Origin of the sequence: Micromonospora rifamycinica (genome assembly GCF_900090265.1) — a bacterium.
In the GTDB taxonomy this organism is placed as follows: domain Bacteria; phylum Actinomycetota; class Actinomycetes; order Mycobacteriales; family Micromonosporaceae; genus Micromonospora; species Micromonospora rifamycinica.
On the sequence record NZ_LT607752.1, the window covers coordinates 4793429 to 4817048 of the forward strand.

Sequence of the window (23620 nt, forward strand, 5' to 3'; positions counted from 1 at the left end):
TCGCCAGGAGGACACGTGACATCCGCCCACGAGCGGCCCGCCCCACAGAGCCGGATCGGCCAGGCCTGGCGTGCCTTCCGCCGGTGGCGGCGGTCGCGGCCGTTCTGGGGCGGCCTCCTCACCGCGCTGGCCGGTCTGGAGATCTTCGCCACCACCCAGATGAGTCTCGGTGGTCTGACCTTCCAGATGGGGCCGACCGGCTTCCTGTCCTGGCTGATCCCGGTCATCCTGGTCACCTGCGGGATGCTGATGTGGTTCACCCCGCAGCAGCGCCTCTTCTACGCTGTCATCGCGGCGGTGACGGCGGTCTATTCGCTGATCGGGGTCAACCTCGGCGGGTTCTTCATCGGGCTGCTCCTGGGCATGGTGGGAAGCGCGCTGGGCTTCGCCTGGGTTCCGGCCCGCGCCCCGGCATCCCCACCCGCCGGGAACGGCACCGCGGCGGACGAGGAAGCGGCCGAGGCGGAGCCCCTCGTCGACGAGCTGATGCCGCCGTGGCAGGAGGAGCACACCACCGGTCCACTGACCGACACGCTGCCCCCACCGCGCAATCCGCTCCGGGAGCCGGTCCGGGGTGACCGGGCGGGAGCCGCCGACACCACGCAGATCCTGCCGACCGTCGACCCGGGTGCCTACCGCCCGGACCATCGGGATCCGCGGTCGTACGCGATCCTGCTGGTGCTGACCATCACCGCCATGGCCGCGCTGCTCGCGGTCCGGGGAGCGCAGCCGGCGCTCGCGGAGCCGGCCTGCCCCGGGCCGACAAAGACCGCGACCGCACCCTCCGTCCGTCCGTCCGTCCCGGCCGGTCCCAGCCCCACGCCGTCCGAGACGCCCGACGGCAACCTGCTCACCGACATCCTCGACGGCATCACCGACCTGTTCACCGGCGACGACGACACCGCGCCGGCGGCGGCGTCCCCCACCCCCGAGCCCAGCGCCAGCAGGGCGGTCATCGGTTCCGGGGTCCGGCCGGGGCCGAGCGTGACCGCAACGGCCACCGGGTCGACCCCACCGTCCCCGACGGCGTCCGCCCGGCCCGGCCGGGGAACCTGCGGGAAGCCGGTGCCGCGCGCGGCCAAGCGGGTCGAGGTCGGCAAGCCCCTGCCGAGGATCGCCCCCGAGCAGGGGCAGCCGACGGTGGCCCGGCAGCCGTCCAAGCTGACCGGCACCAAGGTCACCATGACCGGGCTGCGGTTCGAGGGGATCGTCGACCTGCCGACCGCGGACGGCACGCTGACGACGCTGAAGTTCAGCATGGCCAAGGCGGTCACCGCCGACTTCACGCTGCTCGCCGACGGGCCGGCGGGCCGCCACCAGCGGTACGTCACCGACGAGCTGACGGTACGGGGCGACGTCGCGTTCTACGCCACCCGGTTCGTCGGCAAGCTGCTCGGCATCACGATCACGCTGACTCCGGACCTGCCGTTTCCCGACGGCATCCCGATCACCTCACCGGTCCCGATCACCTTCACCGACCCGGTGATCGACCTGGCCTTCGTCGAGTCCGACTCGCTGACCGCCCGACCCGCACTGGACCTGAGCCTCTCCTGACCTCACTCCACCCCCGGGTGCGTCGGGGGCGGGCATCCGCCCGCCCCCGACCACTGATCCCGAGCCGCCTCAGAGGCGGGCCAGCGCCCGGCGCAGCGGGTCGAGCCCGAGCGCGCCCAGGTCGAGCGCCTGCCGGTGGAACTCCCTGAGGTCGAAGTCGGCACCCCGGCGGGCCTTCGCGTCCTCCCGGGCCTGCAGCCAGATCCGCTCGCCCACCTTGTACGACGGCGCCTGCCCCGGCCAGCCCAGGTAGCGGTTCAGCTCGAACCGCAGGTTCTCCTCCGGCACCCGGCAGTGTGCCCGCATGAACTCCCAGCCCAGTTCCGGCGTCCAGCGCTCGCCCGGGTGGAACCCGAACGGGTTGTCCCTCGGGATCTCCAGCTCCAGGTGCATGCCGATGTCGATGATCACCCGGGCCGCCCGGAACGCCTGCCCGTCGAGCATGCCGAGCTTGTCGCCCGGGTCCTCCAGGTAGCCCAGATCGTCCATCAACCGCTCCGAGTAGAGCGCCCATCCCTCGCCGTGGCCGGACACCCAGCACAGCAGCCGCTGCCAGCGGTTGAGCAGCTCCGCCCGGACGGCGGTCTGGGCGACCTGGAGGTGGTGGCCGGGGACACCCTCGTGGTAGACCGTGGTCACCTCGCGCCAGGTGGAGAAGTCGGTGACCCCCTGCGGCACCGCCCACCACATCCGGCCCGGACGGGAGAAGTCCTCGCTCGGCCCGGTGTAGTAGATCGCCCCGTCGCTGGTCGGGGCGAGGCAGCACTCGATTCGACGGACCTGCTCGGGGATGTCGAAGTGGGTGCCGTGCAGCTCGCCGATCGCCTTGTCGGCCAGCGCCTGCATCCAGTCCCGGAACGCCTCCTTGCCCTGGATGGTCCGGGCCGGGTCGGCGTCCAGGACGGCCACCGCCTCGTCGACGCTGGCGCCCGGCCCGGCGATCCGCCCGGCGACCGTCCGCATCTCGGCCTCCAGCCGGGCCAGCTCCGCGAAGCCCCAGGCGTACGTCTCGTCCAGGTCGACCTTGGCACCGAGGAAGTACTGCGAGGCCAGTTCGTACCGTTCCCGGCCGGCGGCCTGCTTGTCCCGCCCCCGGGGGACCAGTTCGGTGCGCAGGAACTGGGCGAACTCCGCGGTCGCCGCGGTCGCCGCCGCCGCGCCCCGGCGCAGGTCGGCACCGAGCGTGCCGTCGGCGTCCAGCCGCTGCACCAGGCCGTGGAAGAAGTTGTCGCCGTGCGGGTCGGTCCACGTGTCGCACTGCTTGGCCACCTCGGTCAGCTGCACCTTGGAGCTGACCCGGCCGGTGGCGGCGGCCTCGCGCAGGGTGGTCTTGTAGCCCTCCAGCGCGCCGGCGAAGCGGTTGAGCCGCGCGGCGACGTCGGCCCGCTCCTGCTCACTCCCGGTGGGCATCAGGTCGAAGACCAGGCGGATCTCGTGCAGGCCGCTGGCGATGACGTTCACCTCGCTGGTCAGCTCGCCCGCGTCGTGCCGGGCCAGCTCCAGGCCGAGGCGTTCCTGCATGGCCTCCTTGGCGGTCCGTTCCGCCTCGGACTCCGGCGCGGTGGCGTCCAGCTCGGCGAGGGTACGGCGGGTCAGCTCGGCCCGTGCCTCGTAGCCGGCGGGGGAGAGGTCGTCGAGCTGGTCGTCGTAGCCGGTGATGCCGACGTAGGTGGCGCCGGTCGGGCTCAGCGGTGCCCAGTCGGCCACGTACCGGTTCGCGAGGTCATCGATTCGTCCCACGATGCGACCCTACGTGATCGTCGGGTCGGGTTGTCCACCGTCTTTGCCGGGCTCCGGGCGGCAGGTCACCGGGACGGGGGTCGATGGGGACGGATGGCTGGTGTGGCCGTGGACACGGTGGCCGGAATTCCGGCGACGTCGGCGTGCCGCTACGGCAGAGTGCAAGGGGTGACACGGCCTACCACTCCTGACCAGCCGGCGCTGCGTAGCTGGTTGCCGGGCTTCCTCGCCCTGGCGGCGATCTGGGGATCCAGCTTCCTGTTCATCAAGGTCGGCGTCGCCGAACTGCACCCCCTGCACCTCACCCTCTACCGGGTGGCGACCGGCGCGGCGACGCTGCTGGTGGTGTTGGTGCTGCTGCGGGACCGGCTGCCCGGCGGAGGCCGGGTCTGGGCGCACCTGGTGGTGGTCGCCACGTTCGGGGTGACCATCCCGTTCACCCTGTTCGGCTACGGCGAGCAACGGGTCGAGTCGATGCTCGCCGGCATCTGGAACGCCACCACACCGCTGTTCGTGCTGCCGCTGGCGGTGCTGGTGTTCCGTACCGAGCGGTTGACCGCGCGGGCCGCCGTCGGGCTCGGACTGGGCTTCCTCGGGGTGCTGGTGGTGCTCGGCGTCTGGGCGGGGGTGGGCGGGGCGCACTTCACCGGCCAGTTGATGTGTTTCGGCGCGGCGGCCTGTTACGGCGTGGCCATCCCGTACCAGAAGAGGTTCGTCGCCGGCAGCGCCCACTCCGGGCTGTCGCTCTCGACGGCGCAGCTGCTGGTGGCCACCGCCCAACTGGCGGTCGTCGGGCCGCTGGTGGCCGGAGCCCCACCGGCACCGGCCAGCCTGTCGGCGCCGGTGGTCGGCAGCGTGCTGGCGCTCGGTGCGCTCGGCACCGGGCTGGCCTTCGTGATCAACCTGCGCAACATCCGGGTGGTCGGGGCGAGCACCGCCGCCACGGTGACGTACCTGGTGCCGATCTTCGCGGTGCTGCTCGGCGCGCTGGTGCTCGGCGAGCGGCTGACCTGGCACCAGCCGGTCGGCGCGCTGGTCGTGCTGCTCGGCGTGGCGGTCGCGCAGGGCCTGGTCGGCCCCCGCCGGACGCGCGCCGCCGAAGCGCCGCCCGCCGACGCCGCCCCGCCCGCCACGGGGGCGGTGGCGGGAGCCGCCGTCCGCTGATCCGGCTCCGGCGGGGTCAGGCTCGGGCGCGGGTCCAGTCGACCAGGCGGTCCGCCGGCCAGGTGTTGACCACCCGGTCGGCGGGGACGCCGCACTGCGCGGCCCGGACGCAACCGAACCGCTGCCAGTCCAGTTGCCCGGGGGCGTGCGCGTCGGTGTCGATGGCGAACCGGCAACCGGCCTCCAGCGCGCGGCGGATCAGCCGCTTCGGGGGGTCCTGCCGCTCCGGCCGGGAGTTGATCTCCACGGCCACGTCGTGTTCGGCGCAGGCGGCGAAGACCGCGTCCGCGTCGAAGTCGCTCTCGGCGCGGGTCCGCGCCCGGTGCCCCTTGTCACCCGGGCCGGTCACCCCGGCCGGACGGGACGACACCATCCGCCCGGTGCAGTGGCCGAGGATGTCCAGGTGCGGGTTGGCGATCGCGGTGAGCATCCGCCGGGTCATCCGGGCACGTTCGTCGCGCAGGCCGCTGTGCACCGAGCCGACCACCACGTCGAGCCGGGCCAGCAGCTCCTCGTCCTGGTCGAGGGTGCCGTCGGCGAGGATGTCCACCTCGATCCCGGTGAGGATGCGGAACCCCCGGGGCAGCGCCGCGTTCACCGCCGCCACGTGGTCTAGCTGCCGGCGCAGCCGGTCGGCGGTGAGGCCCCGGGCCACCGTCAGCCGGGGCGAGTGGTCGGTCAGCACCACGTACTCGTGGCCGAGCTCGACAGCGGCGAGCGCCATCTCCTCGATCGGTGACCCGCCGTCGGACCAGTCCGAGTGGGTGTGGCAGTCGCCGCGCAGCGCGGCCCGCAGCGCACCGGCCGCCTCGTCGAGGTCGGTGCCCTCGGTGGCGACCAGCCGGCGCAGGTAGACCGGCTCCTCGCCGGCCAGCGACTCGGCGACGCACCGGGCGGTGACGTCACCGACGCCGGGCAGCGTGGTGAGGGTGCCGGCCCGGGTCCGCTCGGTCAGCTCCGCCGCCGGCAGCGCGGCGAGGGCCGCCGCCGCCGAGCGGAACGCGCGTACCCGGTAGGTGGCCTCGTTGGCCCGCTCCAGCAGGAACGCGATCCGGCGCAGGTCGGCGACGGGGTCTCTGGCGCTCATGCCTGGCAACCTACGCGCCCGCGCCGCCGGTCGGGTGACGACCGGCGGCGCGGGGATTGGCGGTGTGGGCCGGATCAGGAGTACGGCAGCCGTACCACCGACTGGTTGCCGATGCCGAGGGTGGACGGGTTGACGCCGATCGCCGACCACACCTCCACCCGGACCGTGCCCCGGGAGAGGTTGCCCAGCGTGCCGGCGGCGGAGAACAGGCCGGCGTTCTGGGTGTAGTGCTCGTAGCCGGGCACCGGATCGGTGGCGAAGTACCGGTACGTCTCCACCCGGTCGAAGGTTCCGTCCCCGGTGAGGTCGTAGGAGATCCGGGCCTGCACCCCGTTGCCGACCGACTGGCCGGCGTCGAGGAACAGGTCGAATCCGGTCTGGCCCCCGGTGTGGGTGAGGGTGAGGCCGGTGGCGGTGAAGACCACCGGGTTGGCCGGGGTGCCGTCGTGGTTGACGCCGCCGCTGCCGGGCACCGTGGCCGTCGCCGCGCTGCCGGCGGCCCCGAGTCCGCCCCCGGCCAGCAGGAACCGGGTCGGCGAGCCGGCCGGCGGGGTGGTCGGCGGCGGGGTCGGGCTGGTCGGGGTCGGCGACGGCCCGGTCGGCGTGGGGGTCGGGGTGGGCGAGGTGGTCGGCGTCGGGCTCGGGTTGGCGCCGCCGGCCGCGTTGCCGCCACTCCAGGTGTACGCCCCGCTGGTGGCGGTCTTCCCGGCGGCCACGGTGAGGCTGGTGCCGTCGGAGAACCGCACGGTCAGCGGCGCGGCGGTGATGTTGCTGGCCACGTAGGTGCGGACGCCGTTGCGGCTGAACACGGCGGCCAGCGGGTGGCTGGCGGTGACCGTGGTGTCGACCTGGCCGAGCGCGGCGAGGTTGCGGACCCAGTGGAAGGTGTGCGCCCGGCTCTCCCCCTCCTCCGGGGTGTAGCCGGGGTTGGCCCGCAGCTTGGCCAGCGCCGCGTCCGGGTCGCCGAGGGCGAGGAACTGCCAGTGGATGTCCTGCCACACGCTGGGTTCGCCGCCGTTGTTGCGGACCAGCTCGGCATAGTTCGCCCGGTTGTAGGCCGGTCGGTAGCCGAGGTAGAGGTGCCCGCCGGTGACCGGGAGCATGTTGATGCCCTGGATCATCTCCGGCTCGGCGCTGAACCAGGTCGCGTACGCCCCGCCGTCGCCCCAGACCATGCCGACGGTGGAGTGCCCGAACGTCTCCGGGTAGTTCTCGTCGTCGACGTCGAACCAGTACTCCTGGATCGCGGCGGCCTGGGTGGTGTACATGAACACGCCCGCGTCCCGGACGGCGGTGTTGCCGGTGGCCTGCCCCCACTGGATCAGCGCGTTGGCGAAGTTCATCCCCTCGGACGAGGACTCCTGGTTGTTGCCGGCGTTGAACGAGCCGTGCCCGGAGGCCCAGTCGTGCCCGGCGTAGATGTCGAAGTCCCGCAGGTAGGGGAAGCGGGTGTCGGAGCGCTGGTAGTTGTTGGCGTCCCGGATGAGCAGGTCGACCATGCCGCCGTACTGGCCCTGCGCGGCCCACGCCGGGTCGAACTTGGCCAGCGTCGCCGCCGCCGCGATGAAGTACCCGTAGTGGAAGTGGTGGTCGTTGAGTTCCTGGTCGGACCCGTACGACGCGGGGTAGCCGATCAGGGTGCCCCAGTTGCGGTCGTAGTAGAAGATCTTGGCGGTTTTGCCCGGGGTGGCGGTGAACCAGTCGGTCAGGGTGCCGCGGATGGCGCTCAGCGCCGCGTTACGGGTCTCGGTGTCGCCGACCTGGTCGGCGATCTCGGCGATCCGGGCGGCCCGGCCGAGGCCCTTGCCGGTCCAGTAGGTGTCGCCGCCGCGCTGGTCCATCGGGTTGCCCCGGACGGCGGCGAGCTGCTCCCTGAGCTGGGCGAGGTCGCTGCCGGATCCGGTGGCCACGGCGGGCACCTCGGGCAGCACCCCGTGGAACCTCATCGCGGTACGGAAGGAGGACACCCCGGTCAGCACCTTCATCCGACCGCGCGCCGACGGGTAGGTCTGGCTGAGCGGGGTGCTGCCGGCGAGCGCCTTCCACTGGTGCGGGTAGAGGCTGACCACGGTCTGGCCGGCGGTGCCCTCCCGGGCGGTGGTGGTGAACGAGTAGGTGGTGTTCACGGTGCTGGTCGCCGGGTCGTAGGTGTAGCCGACCCGGGTGCCGGTGACGTGCGCGTGGGCGTACCGGCCGTAGCTGGTGGCGAGGGTGGCGCGGGCGGTGGCGTCGGCGGTGGGCGGCAGCAGGGCGAGCGAGAAGTAGCCCTTGCCGGCCAGGGTGGAGGTGATCCGTCCGTTGGCGACGGTCCAGGTCGCGCCGGTCGGGGCGTACCCGACGTAGTCGTGGCCCCGGACGGTGAAGCCGATGGTGCCGCCGCTGTTGGACCAGACGGTGGCCGCGCCGCCGGTCGGGTTGATCTGGGCGTTTCCGCCACTGGCCTGGAAGTAGGCGAACGGCAGGCCGTGGCCGATGGTGGCGCGCAGGGTCCGGGCGCCGTCACTCCAGTACGGGGTGACCGTCCAGTCGGACCAGTCGTCGACCTTCACCACCGGTGCGCCGAGCGCGGCCACGCCGACCCGGATGTCCTCGGTGTAGGTGTACTTGAACTCGCCCACGCCGGTCGGGCTGCCGGTGACGGTGGCGGTGGACGGCGCCGAGAAGCCGAGCCCGTCGCTGAACGTCTGGTACGACAGCGGGTGGGCGTGCAGCGGTTCGCCGTAGGAGCAGTTGGTCTTCTTCCACAGCAGCGACGACCACCAGTCGTTGGTGGGGACCGGCCCGGCGGGGGCGTTGGCGGTGGCGTACTGGCGGGGGTTGGTGGACAGGTCGCCGCAGCCGACGGGGAGCGGGCCGACCGGGTCGGTGGTGTAGCTGCCGGCACCGACGCTGGCGGCCTCGGCGGGGGTGCCGGCGGTGCCGAGGGTGAGTCCGCCGACGAGGACGGTGATCGCGGTGGTGGTGGCGAGCACCCAGGGGGTACGGCGCCGGGGGACGGGAGGTGTCATCGGGCCTCCTCCGCGCGGGGCCGCCGGGACGACCAGCTACACGCGGTTCGTCGGAATTAGGGAGGATAGTTATTCCAGAGAGCGCTCTCTCATTCCGGGACGTTAACCGACGAGTAATACCTACGTCAATGCGTACCGCCGGTCAGCCGGCGTTCGACCCGCGGCCGGGCGCACGGGGGCAGCCGTGCTCCCGCTCCCAGGCGGTCACCGCCGCGACCGGCGACCGGTTGCCTTTGCTCCGCCAGGAGTCCAGGTACTTCGCCGGCCACACCACGCCCCGCCGGATCCACCAGTCGTCGTGCCCGGTGCACTTCGGCGACAGCCCGAAGTGCAGGTGACAGACGTTGTTGGCGTTACCCGTCCGACCCACCTCGCCGAGCTGCCGCCCGGCGGACACCCGGACGCCCGCGTCGATCCCCGCGCTGACCGCGCTCAGGTGCGAGCCGTAGTAGCGCACCCCGTCGTCGCCCAGCAGCGACACCGACAGGCCCCCGTTGTACGGACCCAGCGGTCCCTTCCGGTCGAACCGGTCCACCCGGCTGACCTCCAGGATCGTCCCGTCGGTGACCGCCACCACCGGCTCGCCGCAGTCGGCGAAGATGTCCGTGCCCGGGTAACCCGAGTGCGTCGGGTGGTAGGAGACGTTGCCCGCCCGTACCGGAAAGACCCGGCGCAGAGCGGCGGGGGCCGGGGTGGCCGACGGCGACCCGGTCGGGGCCGGCGTGGCCGAGGGCGAACCCGTCGGGGTCGCCGGCACCGTCGACCCGCCACTCGCCGTTGCCGTCGGATCGTCCCAGACCGGGGGCGCGACCGGTCGGTCCGTCCCGCAGCCACCCAGCAACGCCGCCACGAGCAGCAGGACGGGGTACGCCGGACGGGTGCGCCGTCGGTCGGGCCGGAGCGAGGACATTCGGCCATCCTGGCAGACGGCTACGGTGGAGGTCACACCGACAGCGGCCCCGGCCGACCCGCCGGCCCGGCCCGGCGTCGCCGGTGCGGCGCGGTCCGGTCGGCCGGAGGGGGAGCAGTGATCACGACGAACCAGCAACCCGGACCCCTGCCGCCCCGGCTCCCGTACGTCCCGTCGGGTCTCTTCCCCGCCGGGCCGCCCCGCCGGCCGACCTGGCGGGAACCGCACCCGGTCACCGGTGCGGCGGTGGCCGCGGGGGGCGCGCTCGCCGCCGCCTGGCTGGCACTCTTCGGCCTGCTCGGCCGGGACGTCAGCGGGTACGCCTGGTGGACGTTCGTCGCCGGCGCGCTGGCCTGGCTGGTCGCGCTGGCCCTGATCCGGTACGGCGACCGGGGGGCCGGCACCGGCGTCGCGATCGTCACCGCGGGTGGATGGAGCATCGCGTTCGCGGTCGTCGTCACGCGGTGGGCGGTGAGCGCGGACTGGCCGATGTGGTGACACCGTGTCATCGCACGGCTTCGTTTGCCGCACCATCTTGACGTACTCGCTGTGACTGGGGACGCTCTTGGTATGGCCTGGAACACCCCGCGGCTCGACTCCGAGCGGAGCCGCCGCCGCCTGCAGATTCTCGCCGAGCTGGCGGGAGCCCGCGCGGTACGCCAGCGGGAACGGCCGCAGCGGGAACGTACCGAGCGGCTGCGCCAGCTCATCGCCACCCGCCGCCGCGTCGCCGGCTGACGAATTTCCCGGATTGCCGGCCCTTCGGGGCGTTGACCGCTCGGCTGCCGACCCGACCGGTTAACGTGCACGCGTAACGAGTCGGCTGTGCCGAGGTCTTTTTTGGGGGAACCATGTCGTACTTCGCTGCCGCCGCAGTGCGCGTCGAGGGCGGCTGGAGTGCCGCCGAGGTGAACCTGCGCGGCGCCACCGACGTCGACGAGGTCGCCGACCGGCTGCGCGACGTCGCACCGGACGCCGAGGTGTCGCTGCTCTTCGTCGAGGCCGACGACGCGTACCTGGTGCTGCTGCGCCTCGACGAGGGGGAGGACCTGCGGGTCTTCGGCTCCGACTCGGCGTACGCGGAGGAGTCCCGGCTGGGCGCGCTGCTCGTCGGCGACCTCAAGACCTCGGTCACCGACCTCGACGACGTCGACGAGCCGCCGTCGACCACCGTCGGCGGGGGCGACGAGGAGAGCGGGCAGCAACCGGTCGTCGACCCGGAGGCCGACCCGGTGGGCGAGGCCGACATCCTCGCCGACCTGGGCGTCTCCGCCCAACGTCTGCTCAAGCTCTGCGCCCACGAGGGGATGCTCCCGGCCGACGTGACCGCCGAGGTGTGCCAGGTGCTCGGCTGCGCCGACGAGGTCGAGGAGCTGCGTGAGGTCTGACCGACCTCCCCCCTCCCCGGCCGCCCACGACCCGGCACGGCCGTCCGACCCCGACCCGGCCCCGCTGCCCGGTCCCGGCCCGGCGCGGCTGATCGACCCCGCCCCGGCTCTGCTACCCGACCCCGCCCCGGCTTCGCTCGCCGACCCCGGCCCGACCGATCGCCGTCAGCGGCACGAGCGGTGGATGCGCCGCGCGCTGGAGATCGCCGTCACCGGTCCCGAACCGCCCACAGGTGGCCCCGGTGACGGGACGACGCAGGACGACGTGCCGGTGGGCGCGGTCGTCTACGGCCCGGACGGCACCGAGCTGGCCGTCGGCCGCAACGAGCGGGAGCTGACCGGCGACCCCACCGCGCACGCCGAGGTGCTGGCGCTGCGCCGGGCCGCCGCCCGGTTGGGCCGGTGGCGGATGGACGACTGCACGCTGGTGGTGACGCTGGAGCCGTGCACGATGTGCGCGGGCGCGCTGGTGCTGGCCCGGATCTCCACAGTCGTCTTCGGGGCGTGGGAGCCCAAGACCGGGGCCGCCGGCTCGCTCTGGGACGTCCTGCGCGACCGTCGGCTCAACCACCGCCCCGAGGTCTACGCCGGGGTCCTGGAGACGGAGAACGCCGCCGTCCTGCGCGCCTTCTTCCGCTGACCCCGCGTCGGGCCGACGGGGCCGGGCGGGTCGGGTCGGGGTTGGTTGGGTTGGGGCGACGGGGCCGATGTCGCGGTATCGCCGGGGTGGGACACCGCAACATCGGCCCCGTCGAGCCGTCGAGCCGTCGAGCCGTCGAGCCGTCGGGGCGGCGGTCAGCGGGTGACGGCGGTGTCCAGGGCGATCTCCACCATCTGGCCGAAGGTCTGCTCGCGTTCCTGCGCGGTGGTCTTCTCGCCGGTCTTGATGTGGTCGCTGACCGTCAGCAGGGTCAGCGCGCGGGCCTTGAACCGGGCGGCGATCGTGTAGAGGGCGGCCGACTCCATCTCCACCGCCAGCACGCCGTAGTCGGCCAGGGTGTCGTACAGGTCCGGCCGGTCGGTGTAGAAGGCGTCGGCGGCGAGGATCGGGCCGACGTGCATGGTGACACCGCGCCGCTCGGCCACCTCGACCGAGGTGCGCAGCAGCCCGAAGTCGGCCACCGGGGCGTAGTCGATCAACCCGTCGAAGCGCATCCGGTTCATGTTCGAGTCGGTCGACGACCCGATCGCCGCGATGACGTCGCGCAGCCGGAGGTCCTCGGTGAGCGCGCCGCAGGAGCCGACCCGGATCAGGGTCTTCGCCCCGTACTCGTTGATCAGCTCGTGGGCGTAGATGGAGGCGGACGGCATGCCCATGCCGGAACCCTGGACGGAGACGTCCACGCCGTTCCACCGCCCGGTGAAGCCCAGCATGCCCCGCACCGTCGAGTAGCAGGTGGCGTCCTCGAGGTAGGTCTCCGCGATCCACTTGGCCCGCAGCGGGTCGCCCGGCATCAGGACCCGCTCGGCGATCTCGCCCGGCTTCGCGCCGATGTGCGTACTCATGGCAAAGATCCTGCCAGGCCGCCCGGAGCGATACCGGTGCGGCATCGGAACCGGGGTTCCTGTACCCTCGTCGGCGGTGGCGTGTCCGAGTGGCCTAAGGAGCACGCCTCGAAAGCGTGTGAGGGTTTACGCCCTCCGCGGGTTCAAATCCCGCCGCCACCGCTCGCGAACAGGCGAAACGCCCGGGCGATCCGTGAGGATCGCACCGGGCGTTTCGCTTGTGGCCCCAGTTCCGGTCTCGGTTGTCCGGGCCGGGTCGGCGGGTCGGCCCGGGGTGCCCTCGTGGCCGGGACTACCGGTGGTCGGTCAGCCGGTCCAGCACCGCGTAGACGGCGACGGCGGTGAGCATCGGGTTCACCGTCCCCGGCACCTGCCAGGCGAGCATGCCGAGCAGGGCGGAGACCGCCAGGATGACGAGAATCCGGAGCGGAAGGTCCGGTGCGGAGTACGGCGTTCCGGCGGGCTGACGTAGCCTCATCTGCGGATGTCCTTTCTGGTGGGAGATCCCAGACGGCACCCGTGGCAGCGGGTGCCGTCGCGCTTTCGGGCCTTCCTCAGCGCGACGGTCGACGTCTTGGGACCGTGCATATGCACGTGCATATGCACGTGCATATTGATGATAGGGCACCGGGCGTCACAGTGGGATCCCCCGTGCGTGATCGACACGAAGCAGGCCGGCGGAACCGGGGCGCGCCGGAACGCGCCGGCCCACCACGCGGGGTCACCCGGCCGGCGCGTGGGTGATCCGGTAGCTCGCGTCGAGCGCGTCCGACTCCAGCAGCACGGTGACCGGCCCGGCCGGCAGCGAGCAGGTGATCGTCCGCCCCACGGAGTAGCCGCTCGGGCCGCAGTAGCGGACGCCCTGGGCGTCGAAGACCGACAGCCGCGCATCGCCGGCACCGGCCGTCCGGGACCAGGTGAAACTCTGCCGGGCGGCGTGCTGGTCGGCCGGCACCGAGAGGCAGACCGCGAACCGGTCCGGGCCGGTGGTCACCGTGGACCCCGCCGCGTCGCCGGCCAGCACCGGGCAGGCCGGCGGGCCGTCCACCCGGGCCACCCCGAAGGTGTACGACGTGGAGGGGTAGCCGTCACGGGCACTGAGCAGCACCGAGTGCGGGGCCGGTCCGGTCAGCGCGCAGGCGTACTGACGTAACGAGTAGTAGTCGCACACCTCGTCGCCGGTCGCGTCGACCACGCTCATCTCCGGCGTGGTCGCCTCCGTCGCGTCCCCCGGCAGCAGCCCGACCACCCGCGCCCCGGCCGGGCTGGGCAGCCGCAGGCAGCGGTACTGCGCGGGGACCTCGAAGGTGCCCTGCTGCGGCGCGTCCCGCCAGCCGGTGTCGGAGACGGTCGGGCAGCCGGTGACCTGCCAGGGCAGCAGCGCGAAGGCGTGCTGGGCGTCGTTGTCGATCACCGTCCGGGTCATGCTGCCGTCGAGGACCAGGGTGTACCGCCCCGCCGCCGGCACCGCGCAGGAGATGCCGGTGCAGAGCTTGTGCCCGGTGCTGTCGTAGACGTTGCCGTACCGCCGGTAGTTGTCGTCGGTCATCGCCTTGACCCGGTAGGTGCCGGCGGCGGGCAGGTCGAGGATCCGGCACCGGATGCCACCCAGCGCCCCGGCGGGCGCGGCGTCGTACCCGCCGGGCGTGATCGTCGGGCAGCCGGCCGGGTCGGAGAGCCGGCGCACCTGCAACCGGTACGTCAGGTCGACGCTGTCGGTCTGCCACCAGCTCAGGTACGCGATCACCCGGTAGGTGCCGGTGGCGGGCAGCACACAGCCGTCCTCCTCCTCATCCGACGACCCGGTGCAGATCGCCGTGCCGGCGGAGTCGACCAGCCAGGCCCATGCGTCGTTGTACCTGTCGGGCGCGACGTAGGTGACCATCCGCTGGCCGGCGGTGCCGGTGAACGGCTGGCAGTTGGTCTGCACCTGGGAGGTCTGGTGCAGCCGGAGGGCGGCCTGGTCCCAGGAGGTGCCGGTGGTCGGCGCGCAGCCGTCGGTGTGGTCGAGACGGGTCACCGCCACCTGGTAGTCGATAGCGGTGCCGAAGTCGTTCCGGTTGAGCATCAGCAGCGTGTACGACCCGGCGGCCGGGACCGGGCAGCCCCGGCCGGGGTCGTACTCGGAGCAGACCTGGTCACCGGCGGCGTCGTACATCGTCCAGGCGAGGTACTGGTCGTGGTACTGGTTGAGCCGGACCAGCAGCGGACCGGCGGCCGGGGTGGTCACCACGTGGCAGCCGACCTCCTCCTGCTGGCTCACCGTCCCGCTGCCCACGGCCGCACCGGGATCACCGAACGGGGCCAGCGGCACGGCCGGGCAGCCGACCGGGTGCGACAGCCGGGGCATCCGCAGGGTGTACGCGCTGGCGGTGCCGTACTGCTCCCGGAGCAGGATCCGGTACGGGCCGCGCCGGTCCAGGGTGCACCGGTCGACGTACCGCACCTCGCACAGCGGCTGGAAGTCGGCGTCGAGGACCTGCCCCCGCACGTCGAACTCGCCACTCGGGTCGTACGTCCGCAGCACCGAGTGCACCGGCTGGTCGAAGCGGAAGCAGTGGGCCGCCGTGCCGGCCGCCAGGGTGCCGGTGACCCCGGGGGAGGCGAACGAGAAGAACGACTCGGGCAGTTCCCGACACGTCGACGGTGCCCGGGTGGACTCGACGGCCAGGGTGTAGTCGCCGCGGCCGGTGGGGTAGGGCAGCTTGACGGTGACCGTGTAGGTGCCGGCCGGGCCGAGCTGGCAGCTGTCCGAGTCGACGCCGAACCAGCAGACGTGCGCGCCGGCGGAGTCGGTGACCCAGCCCTGGGCGTGGTCGCCGCTGCCCCGGGTGAGCTGGGTGACCAGGATGTCCTGGTCGGCGGGGGTGGTGACCGTCCACCGGTGCTGCTGCGTGTCGACGATCGCCGCGCACGTCACCACGGTGCCCAGCGGCAGGACCCCGCCGCAGGTGCGCCCGGGGCGGGGCGCCTGCGGGGGCGCGGTGCGGGTGGAGGTGCGTACCGGCGGTTCGGTCTCCTCGGCCGCGGGCTTTCCGGGGGGTGCCGGACGCCCGACCGTCCTGCCCGGCGTGGTCGCCGCCGCCCCGGGGCGACCCGTCGCCGTTCCCGGTCCGACCGGTGCCGATCCGGCTCCGACCGGTGCCGTTCCCGGTGCGGCGGGCGCTGGTGCCGGCGCCGGCGCTGCCGGCCGTGCACCGGTCGCGGTGTCGCCGTTCGACGGGTTCGTCGTGGGGCCGGCCGCCAGGGTGGCCGCCGGTCCGATCAGGATGGTCGCGGCGACGGTGGCGACGACCGCCAGCCACCTCGCGCCCGGTCGGCGGTGCGGGCGTGTGGACAGCGTCGTTCTCACCATGACTCCCCGTGGGCTGCCGCGCCGCTGCGCGGGCGAGCAGATGATTCCACGGTGGTCGATCATGGGCCATCGGATACTCGGCTGGTCCGCCGGATTCTCGCCCGGTCCGCGACGTCGGCTCAGCAGGGGCCGTAGCCCTCGGCTCAGCAGGGACCGTAGCCCTCGTCGAAGAGGCGACGGGCCCAGTCGGCGTACCCGGCGATGATCTCCCGGACGGCGGTGCCGTCGTGCAGGAAGAGGTAGCCCCGCTCGCCGTCGCGGGCCAGCAGCCCGTCGAACCGGTACGTCCGCGGTGGCGCGTGCAGCCGGACCGCCGACGGGTAGCGGCTGAGCACCTCCCCGACCGGGGTGCCCACGGTGATCCCCTCCGGGGTGCTCATCGGGTCGTCGAGCCAGAGCAGCACCAGCCGGTCGTCGACGAAGATCGGGCTGGCCGTCCCGTGCCCGGCCAGCGTCGTACCGCAGGTGTCGGCGGCGGTACGGAGCATCCCGCGCCGGGTCAGCTCCGTCTCGCTGTCGCCGAACTCGGCCCCGGACAGGCCGTGCAGGCCGACCACCTGGCCGGGGCCGATCGGCCGCGCCGGGATGTCGGGTCCGGACGGATGGGTGCCGCTGCCCGATGCCGAGGCAGCTACCAGTAACGCCGCGAGCACGGCGAATTGTCGCAATTTCATAGAATCCCCCAGTCCACAACGGGACCGGGGCGTTCAGGTTGCTGGTCAGCCGGGAATTGCCGCTCCTCCCATTCCTCGGCCAACTCGTCCCAGTAGTCGGCGGTCAGCCCGCGCCGGCCGTGGGCCAACCAGCCGGCGGTGTTCCGCTCCAGGTGCAGGCCCAGCTCGGCGAACGGGTCGAGCCACCGCCCCGGCTCCGCGCCGAGCCGGACCAGCGCCGCGTTGATCGGCCACTCCCCACGCGGCAGCGTGAACGTGTGGTCGAAGCGCGGACCCCAGCTCAGCCGGCCGCCCAGCCAGACCGCCGAGGCCTGACGGCCGAGGCCGCCGGCGAACTCCGCCTCCAGGTACGCCACCGGACCGCGCCGGGACCAGCTGTCGAGCAGTGCGCCGAGGGCCGGCGAGAAGACCAGCTCGAACGGCTGCTCGGCGGTCGGCTCCTCGGGGTGGAAGTCCGGCAGCGCGCCGGTCAGCTCCTCGACCAGCTGCGGGGTCACCGGCAGCAACGCGAAATCCTGCCGCAGCGCCGCCAGCACCGCGTGATCCAGGTCGGCGATCTGCTCACGCAGCAACTCGACATCCGCGACGACCGCGCTGAGCTGGTAACTCATCCAATCCCCCCGCCGTCCACAGCCTGTGGATAGCACATGTGTACGACGGGTCCCGGGCCGCCGTGAGTGCCCGTACGGTACTGGTTCGGTGCGGCAATTCAGCCGATGCGCTCGGTCACCCGCGCGATGTCGACCCCTGGTCCATGCCGTCGACCAGATAGCGCGGACAGCCGTCCTCGGCCGCGTCGAGGGCATGGCGGAGCCGGCTCCAGAGGTAGGGCCGCAGGAGTGTCCGGGCCCGATCGGCGGGGAAGAAGCCAGATCCGCGCAGCTCCCCGTCCGCCGGGGTCGGTTCGGCATCGAGCAGCCCGCCGTCGAAGACGAACATCAAGCTGTCGTCCCAGGGGCCGTGTGGCGCGACCCAGTCCACGACCAGCAGGCGACCGACCCGCCGCCGGAGGCCCAGTTCTTCGTGCAGTTCCCGTTCGGCCGCCGACTGGGGTGCCTCGTTGGCCTCGACCATCCCGCCCGGAAGATCCCAGTCCGGCTTGTAGTCCGGATCGACCAGCAGGACGTCACCCCGTTCGTTGCGGAGCAGCACGTCTGCGCCGACCCGCTTCCGGGCCTGCTTCGCGTTGCCTTCCGCAAGGTACGCCTGCCAGGCGTCCGGATCGCGTTCGTAGAGCGGGCGCTGATCGGCCATGACAGCTATTGTGGGCGGGTCTCAGGCATTCGGCAGCGGGGTGGCCAACCAGTTCCTCTCCTGGAACGTCTGCTGGAGCCGGTCCAGCAGCGGCGGCACCTCCGCGCAACGGCGGACGTGCGAGCGCAGCAGCAGAGCGACCTGCCGCATGTGGTCGACGACTACCGCCGAACCGAGCCCGGTGCTCTGCTCCATCGCCTGGTGCACCACCGGGCAGGCTTCGTCGGCCCGCCCCTGGCCGATCATCGCGGCGGCGAGCAGCAGCCGAGCGAGCGCCTGACTACGCACCCGTCCGACAGGTTGTTCGTCAATGATGCCGTCAAGCACATCGACCGCTGCTGTCAGATCGCCGAGTCGGAGCAGGCAGCGGGCCACGTCGACCTGTAGCGAGTTGGCGTCGAACGGGCTGAACCACTCCGCGCGCGGGGCGTGGGGTGCGGTCAACGCCCGCTCGGCCTGCTGAAGCGCAGCGTGGCACTCATCGGTCCTGCCCGCCAATGCCAAGCCGCGCGCGTGGAGTGCGAACAACCGGGCACGGGTCGAGCCGGCGGTGCGATCGTCGGCGAGGACGTTCAGCCCGCTGACCGCGTGGGAGATCGCGGCTACCGCCTCGCCCTGATGACTGGCCAGGTGGCTCAGGCTTCCCCGGATCTGACCGGCGAGACCGGTTTCGCCGCTGCGTTCGGCCAGCCCCAGCGCGTCCCGGAAGTGACGGTCGGCCAGCCTCGGTGATCCGGAGTCGTGTGCCATCCACCCCGCCATCTCGTGCATCGAGGCGGCGACGGCGAATGCTCGGCGTGGCCAGGAACCGCCCTCTAACGCACGTTGGGAGAAACGGTCCAGGTGTGCCACGACGGTGGCGTACAGGTGCCTGCCCCCGATCTGCCGGTCGGCCGACCGAAGCGCTTGCAGCAGATGGGAGTCGGGCACCGCGTCGTCGCCGATGACGACCGATTCCGTCCTGGGCTGAGGAAGCCGGAACCAGAGCTGGGCAGCGGGCACCTGAAGCAGACGCGCCCAACGGACGAGCCGATCCAGGTGTACGACCGGTGCGCCGGTCTCCACCCGGCTGAGCTGCGCCTGAGTCAGTCCGAGCCAGCCGGCGACGATCGTCTGGGGCAGCGGTTGTCGACCGTGATAGGGATGGTGGCGGTAGGCGCGCAGTAGCCGCCCGAAATGTCGTTCGGTCAGGGCGCGGCGAACCGGCCCGTGCTCCCAGAACCTGCCCGGGACCTCCGGCGGAGCGACCAGCCGACCCCGCTCCGCCGTATGACAGGGCGCACACCTGCCGGTGTGGTTGTCCCGGGCGAGGCGACCACCGCACCGCGCGCAGCCGGTGGTCGTCGACGGCTCGGACACAGGTGGCTCCCCTCCGTAGGCGCTGGATCGGCCCATTCCACCTCCCCGGCCGATGAACGGTATGCGCCCCGCGCATACGTCGTCAGTCGGGTTCAGCGACGATCTCCCACAGCAGCGCGGCGAGCAGCTCCGGGTGGGAGAGCATCGGGTGGTGTCCGGTGGCCAGCTCCACGGTCCGTCCCGCCCGTGCCGCCTGGGCGCGCTGCACCTCGGGCGGGGTGGCCCGGTCCCCGGCGCAGACCACCGCCGTGGACGGGATCGACCGCCAGCCCGCGTACCGGGCAGGGGTGGTGAGCACGGCGGCGTCCTGTCGGACCAGCCGGGCCATGGCGCCCTCCACTGCCGCCGCATCACAGTCGTGCAGGAACAGCGGCGGGACCAGCCCGGCCCGGGCCGTGAACGTCCTGTCGGCGAAGAATTCCAGGTGGGGCGCAGGTCCGGCGGGCCCGAGATCGGCCAGGGACTCACCCACGTCGGGCAGGAACGAGCTGACGTAGACGAGATGCCGGACGTCCCCGGCGTCGGCCGCCGCAGTGGCGACCACCCCACCGTAGGAGTGGCCGACGAGGATCGTCGGCCCGCCGTCGCGCAGGACCCGGCGGGTCTCCTCGACGTCGTCGTCCAGCCCTGCCGGCCGCCGTGCGTCCGGCAGTTCGCCGCAGCTCGGTAGCCGCACCGCGACGCTCGTCGTCCCGCCGGCCGCGAGCAGCGCGTCGACCCGGGACCACCACCACGCCCCGTCGCGTACGCACGCCCCGTGCACGAAGACGATCCGCATCGCTGCCTCCTCACCGGGCGACCGGCCTGCCACCCCACCTGCGGTGACCCTAGAGACGGGGACGGGGCGCGGTACGCCCGTTCTGCCACGGGCATAGCGCAGCGGAACCGGGCGCTGCCGGCGGGCGGGCGTCCGGACGTCGCGGGAAACGACGGAGGGCCGGCTCCCGATCGGGGCCGGCCCTGTCGTTTTTCCTGCTCAGGCGAGCGGAGGATACGAGATTCGAACTCGTGAGGGTTTTATCCCAACACGCTTTCCAAGCGTGCGCCCTAGGCCTCTAGGCGAATCCTCCGCGAGCCAGGATACAGGTCCCCGCCGGCCCGGCCACCCCACCACCCCCCGAAGATCCACCAGGGGTCGGGTAGGGTGGTGCCTACCTCCCGTGCGGCGGTATCTCGTGAACCTCCCCAGGGCCGGAAGGCAGCAAGGATAAGCGAGCTCTGCCGGGTGCACGGGAGGCCTTTTCGTCTCCCCCCACCGGTACCGTACCTGCGGGTCTGGTCCGGGGTGGTGGGTGGTCACCCGCGCCCGACCGGCGCAGAATGGCTCGGTCGAGAGGAGGCGGGGCGAGTGACGCTGGCGCTCTACCGCAAGTACCGGCCGCGCACCTTCGCCGAGATCATCGGCCAGGAGCACGTCACCGAGCCGTTGTCGCAGGCGCTGCGCAGCGGGCGGCTCAACCACGCCTACCTCTTCTCCGGTCCCCGGGGCTGCGGCAAGACCTCCAGCGCCCGGATCCTGGCCCGCTCGCTCAACTGCGAGCAGGGTCCGACCCCGGAGCCGTGCGGGCAGTGCGACTCCTGCCGGTCGCTGGCCACCGACGGGTCCGGCTCGATCGACGTCATCGAGATCGACGCGGCCAGCCACGGCGGTGTCGACGACGCCCGTGAGCTGCGGGAGAAGGCCTTCTTCGCGCCGGCCCAGAGCCGCTTCAAGATCTATGTCATCGACGAGGCGCACATGGTCTCGTCGGCCGGCTTCAACGCGCTGCTCAAGCTGGTCGAGGAGCCGCCGGAGTACGTCAAGTTCATCTTCGCCACCACCGAGCCGGAGAAGGTCCTCGGCACGATCAAGTCGCGGACCCACCACTACCCGTTCCGGCTGATCCCGCCGAAGGTGCTCCGGCCGTACCTGGAGCAGCTCACCCAGGCCGAGGGGGTGAAGGTCGATCCGGCGGTCTTCCCGCTGGTGGTGCGCGCCGGGGGCGGCAGCGCCCGGGACAGCCTCTCCGTGCTCGACCAGCTCATCGCCGGTGCCGGCCCGGAGGGGGTCAGCTACCCCCGGGCCGCCGCGCTGCTCGGCGTCACCGATGCCGCGTTGATCGACGAGATGTGCGACGCGCTGGCCGCCGGGGACGGCGCGGCGGCGTACGCCACCGTCGACCGGGTGGCCGAGGCCGGGCACGACCCGCGCCGCTTCGCCGCCGACCTGCTCGAACGGCTCCGCGACCTGATCGTGCTCCAGCAGGTGCCGGACGCCGCCGGCAAGGGCCTGATCGACGGCCCGGCCGACCAGACCGAGCGGATGGCCGCGCAGGCCCAGCAGCTCGGCCCGGCCACCCTGTCCCGCTGCGCCGACATCGTGCACAACGGCCTGGTCGACATGCGCGGTACCACCGCGCCCCGGCTGCTGCTGGAGCTGATCTGCGCCCGGATGCTGCTCCCCGGGGCCGACGACTCCACCGGCGGCCTGCTCCAGCGCCTGGAACGGCTGGAGCGCCGGCTCACCCTGGGTGGCGGGGAACTGCCGCCGGCCCCCGCCGGCTCCGCACCCCCCACCACCTCCCCGGAGGTACGCCCCACGGCCCCCGCCCCGGGGGCGGCGGCCGCCGCGTCCGACCCGGTGACCGCCGGCCCGCCGGCGGCTGCCGGTGGGCTGACCGGGGCGGCCGCCGCCCGTGCCGCCGCCGCGGCGGCGGGTGCCCGGCCCACCTCGCCCGGCCCGCGTCCCGCTCCCGGCGATCCTGCCGGCACGGCGGACACCCGTCGGGATCCGGCCGCCGGCATTGGGGTAGGCGGTCCGGCTGCCGACGTTCCCGCCCGGGGTGGCCCGACCGGCCCGGCCTCCGCTCCTCCCGCCGGGTCGACGGGCTCCGGGGCGGCCGCTGCCGGCCCGACCGGCGCCGACCCGGCCTTCGCCGGCCCGACGGGCTCCGGGGCGGCCTCTGCAGGCCCGATGGGCTCCGACCCGGCCTCCGTCAGGCCGACCGGATCCGGTGGTCCCGCCGTCGGTCAGCCGGGTGTCGAAGCGCCGGTCCGCCGTTCGGTGCCGGCCTCGGCGGTGATGCCCGACCCGGCGACCCCGGAGCCGCCTCGGCCCGGTGCCGCCGCGCCCGGTGCCCTCGACGCGGTCGCGGTGCGCCGGGTGTGGCCCGAGATCGTGGCCAAGGTCAATCGGGTCAAGAAGCCGGCCGCTGCGCTGATGCGCGACGCGGTGGTCCGCGACGTGGACGGGGACGTCCTGGTGCTGACCGTCAAGTCGCCGGTGCTCGCGCAGATGATGGGCGCGCACACCTCGGTCCTGGCCGATGCGCTCTACGAGGAGTTCGGCGGTCGCTGGCAGATCCGCTGCGAAGTGGCCGGTGAGCGGGGCGGCTCCGCGCTCGGCGGCCCGGCCCGGCAGTCCGCCCCGCCCCGCCCGGCGGCCGTTCCGGGTGCCGACGCCGGTGGCCCGCCCCGTCCGGCGGCCGGTCCGGGCGCCGAAGCCGGTGGTCCGGGTGGTGCGGGCGGCCCGGCGGTTGCCGGCGGTGGTTCGGTGGGGCCGGCGGTTGTGGTGGGCGTCGGGGTGGAGCGGGGCGGTCCGGCCGGTGCCGCGTCGACCCCTGCTGCCGGGCGGGCGGATGCGGGCGAGCCCCGGTACTCCGGCGTGCCGGCAGCCGGGGAGGCCGCGTCGGGCACTGCTCCGGCTGAGGACGAGGAGGACTGGCCGGAGGCGGCCCGTCCGGGCGGGGCCACGGCCACCGCGACGGCGGCTCCCGCCGTACCGGAGCCGGCTCCTGCCGTGTCCAGGCCGGCTCCCGCCGTACCGCAGCCGGTCGGACCGCCGGCCAGCCCGGCACCGCCCGCGGCGGGTGCGTCCGGCGGGCCGAAGAGCAGTGCGATCGCGGCGGCCCGGGCGGCTGCGGCGGCGGCTGCCGCCGGCACCGCCAAGGGGCCGCGCTCCGCCCAGCCGGCCCGGAAGACGGCCGACGCGGACTGGGCCGGTGAGCCGCCGTACGACCCGGACTACGACGGGCCGGTGCGTGGCGGTGGCCGGGTCGCCCCGGCCGCCCCGGCCTACGAGGGGTTCGATCCGGGCGACGAGCCGCTGGACGAGGTGATCGACGAGCGGACCGCCCGGCAGTCCAGCGAGGAGCAGGCGGTGCAGCTGCTCCGGGAGGCGTTCGGCGCCGAGACGATCGACGAGGTGGACGCGCGCTGACGCGCCGTTCCCCGGACGGGACCACCGGCCGCCCCCGACTAGGCTGGGCGCGGCCGAGCAGACGAGTGCGAGAAGGAGCCCTCCGTGCGCCCAGGTGGACAGCCGAACATGCAGCAGATGCTGAAGCAGGCGCAGAAGATGCAGCAGCAGATCGCCAAGGCGCAGGCCGAGTTGGCCGAGGCCGAGCTGACCGGCACCGCCGGTGGCGGTCTGGTCACCGCGACCGTGTCCGGCTCCGGCGAGATCAAGAGCATCAGGATCGACCCGAAGGCGGTCGACCCGGAGGACGTCGAGACCCTGGAGGACCTGGTCGTCGCGGCCCTGCACAACGCGGCCGAGGCGGCGAAGGAGCTGACCGACCAGAAGATGGGTCCGGTGGCCGGCGGCATGGGCGGCCTCGGCCTGCCCGGATTCTGACCCGCG

The 23620-nt window shown here is 73.3% G+C and carries 20 protein-coding genes, 2 tRNA genes and 1 other RNA gene; 10 read left to right on the forward strand and 13 right to left on the reverse strand.

Translation table 11 applies throughout. The annotated features are described in order from the left end of the window. Positions 1–15: 15 nt before the first annotated feature. Complete coding sequence (locus tag GA0070623_RS19900) at positions 16–1554, forward strand: DUF6114 domain-containing protein (protein ID WP_084261375.1); 1539 nt, start codon at positions 16–18, stop codon at positions 1552–1554. A 69-nt stretch (positions 1555–1623) separates the two neighbouring features. On the opposite strand, the gene GA0070623_RS19905 is transcribed toward GA0070623_RS19900, so the two are convergent. Continuing rightward, positions 1624–3294, reverse strand: a complete 1671-nt coding sequence (locus GA0070623_RS19905) for a DUF885 domain-containing protein (RefSeq protein ID WP_067309905.1) — start codon at positions 3292–3294, stop codon at positions 1624–1626. Between the two features lie 168 nt (positions 3295–3462). Here GA0070623_RS19905 and GA0070623_RS19910 point away from each other — a divergent pair, with 168 nt between their 5' ends. Further along, positions 3463–4458 (forward strand): DMT family transporter, encoded by a 996-nt coding sequence (locus GA0070623_RS19910; protein ID WP_231932484.1) that lies wholly within the window; start codon positions 3463–3465, stop codon positions 4456–4458. Between the two features lie 16 nt (positions 4459–4474). Here the strand turns inward: GA0070623_RS19910 and GA0070623_RS19915 are convergent, their stop codons facing one another. From GA0070623_RS19915 to GA0070623_RS19925, 3 genes are all read right to left on the reverse strand, one after another. Further along, on the reverse strand, positions 4475–5545 hold the full coding sequence (locus GA0070623_RS19915; RefSeq protein WP_067309900.1) for a PHP domain-containing protein: 1071 nt from the start codon (positions 5543–5545) through the stop codon (positions 4475–4477). Positions 5546–5619: 74 nt separating this feature from the next. Beyond that, entirely contained in the window at positions 5620–8553 is a 2934-nt protein-coding gene (locus tag GA0070623_RS19920) for a glycosyl hydrolase (protein ID WP_067309897.1), read from the reverse strand. A gap of 142 nt (positions 8554–8695) precedes the next feature. Beyond that, entirely contained in the window at positions 8696–9463 is a 768-nt protein-coding gene (locus tag GA0070623_RS19925; protein WP_067309894.1) for a M23 family metallopeptidase, read from the reverse strand. A gap of 120 nt (positions 9464–9583) precedes the next feature. Here GA0070623_RS19925 and GA0070623_RS19930 point away from each other — a divergent pair, with 120 nt between their 5' ends. From GA0070623_RS19930 to GA0070623_RS19940, 4 genes are all read left to right on the forward strand, one after another. Next, positions 9584–9961, forward strand: a complete 378-nt coding sequence (locus tag GA0070623_RS19930) for a hypothetical protein (protein ID WP_231932850.1) — start codon at positions 9584–9586, stop codon at positions 9959–9961. Between the two features lie 72 nt (positions 9962–10033). After that, positions 10034–10201 (forward strand): hypothetical protein, encoded by a 168-nt coding sequence (locus tag GA0070623_RS30425; protein ID WP_168222581.1) that lies wholly within the window; start codon positions 10034–10036, stop codon positions 10199–10201. Between the two features lie 113 nt (positions 10202–10314). Continuing rightward, positions 10315–10851: a tRNA adenosine deaminase-associated protein gene (locus tag GA0070623_RS19935; RefSeq protein WP_067309891.1), complete on the forward strand. Its 537-nt coding sequence runs from the start codon at positions 10315–10317 to the stop codon at positions 10849–10851. Between the two features lie 184 nt (positions 10852–11035). Further along, positions 11036–11491 (forward strand): nucleoside deaminase, encoded by a 456-nt coding sequence (locus GA0070623_RS19940; protein ID WP_084261377.1) that lies wholly within the window; start codon positions 11036–11038, stop codon positions 11489–11491. A gap of 155 nt (positions 11492–11646) precedes the next feature. On the opposite strand, the gene deoD is transcribed toward GA0070623_RS19940, so the two are convergent. Beyond that, complete coding sequence (gene deoD / locus GA0070623_RS19945; RefSeq protein WP_067309886.1) at positions 11647–12357, reverse strand: purine-nucleoside phosphorylase; 711 nt, start codon at positions 12355–12357, stop codon at positions 11647–11649. Positions 12358–12432: 75 nt separating this feature from the next. Here deoD and GA0070623_RS19950 point away from each other — a divergent pair. Then, positions 12433–12519: transfer RNA gene (locus GA0070623_RS19950), tRNA-Ser, on the forward strand. A 130-nt stretch (positions 12520–12649) separates the two neighbouring features. On the opposite strand, the gene GA0070623_RS19955 is transcribed toward GA0070623_RS19950, so the two are convergent. From GA0070623_RS19955 to GA0070623_RS19990, 8 genes are all read right to left on the reverse strand, one after another. Then, positions 12650–12835 carry a hypothetical protein gene (locus GA0070623_RS19955; RefSeq protein WP_067309883.1) on the reverse strand — a complete coding sequence of 62 codons (186 nt, stop codon included), beginning with the start codon at positions 12833–12835 and terminating at the stop codon, positions 12650–12652. 243 nt (positions 12836–13078) lie between these two features. Then, positions 13079–15712, reverse strand: coding sequence for a hypothetical protein (locus tag GA0070623_RS19960; RefSeq protein WP_157746986.1), 2634 nt, complete (start codon positions 15710–15712; stop codon positions 13079–13081). A gap of 143 nt (positions 15713–15855) precedes the next feature. After that, positions 15856–16350 carry a hypothetical protein gene (locus tag GA0070623_RS19965; RefSeq protein WP_407938004.1) on the reverse strand — a complete coding sequence of 165 codons (495 nt, stop codon included), beginning with the start codon at positions 16348–16350 and terminating at the stop codon, positions 15856–15858. 32 nt (positions 16351–16382) lie between these two features. Further along, positions 16383–16997, reverse strand: a complete 615-nt coding sequence (locus GA0070623_RS19970) for a hypothetical protein (RefSeq protein WP_067309874.1) — start codon at positions 16995–16997, stop codon at positions 16383–16385. A gap of 115 nt (positions 16998–17112) precedes the next feature. Next, entirely contained in the window at positions 17113–17640 is a 528-nt protein-coding gene (locus GA0070623_RS19975) for an NUDIX domain-containing protein (protein ID WP_067309871.1), read from the reverse strand. Positions 17641–17661: 21 nt separating this feature from the next. Beyond that, on the reverse strand, positions 17662–18999 hold the full coding sequence (locus tag GA0070623_RS19980) for a helix-turn-helix domain-containing protein (protein WP_231932486.1): 1338 nt from the start codon (positions 18997–18999) through the stop codon (positions 17662–17664). Positions 19000–19081: 82 nt separating this feature from the next. Beyond that, the gene (locus tag GA0070623_RS19985; RefSeq protein WP_067309864.1) at positions 19082–19777 is read right to left on the reverse strand and encodes an alpha/beta hydrolase; all 696 of its coding nucleotides are present in this window, start codon (positions 19775–19777) and stop codon (positions 19082–19084) included. A 207-nt stretch (positions 19778–19984) separates the two neighbouring features. Beyond that, positions 19985–20069: transfer RNA gene (locus tag GA0070623_RS19990), tRNA-Ser, on the reverse strand. An 82-nt stretch (positions 20070–20151) separates the two neighbouring features. Here GA0070623_RS19990 and ffs point away from each other — a divergent pair. From ffs to GA0070623_RS20005, 3 genes are all read left to right on the forward strand, one after another. Further along, positions 20152–20241: signal recognition particle sRNA small type (ffs, locus tag GA0070623_RS19995), an RNA gene on the forward strand. 106 nt (positions 20242–20347) lie between these two features. Beyond that, positions 20348–23197, forward strand: a complete 2850-nt coding sequence (locus tag GA0070623_RS20000; protein WP_067309861.1) for a DNA polymerase III subunit gamma and tau — start codon at positions 20348–20350, stop codon at positions 23195–23197. A 108-nt stretch (positions 23198–23305) separates the two neighbouring features. Then, a complete protein-coding gene (locus GA0070623_RS20005) occupies positions 23306–23614 on the forward strand; it encodes a YbaB/EbfC family nucleoid-associated protein (RefSeq protein WP_067309858.1) in 309 nt (102 codons plus the stop codon). The last annotated feature ends 6 nt before the right edge of the window (positions 23615–23620 follow it).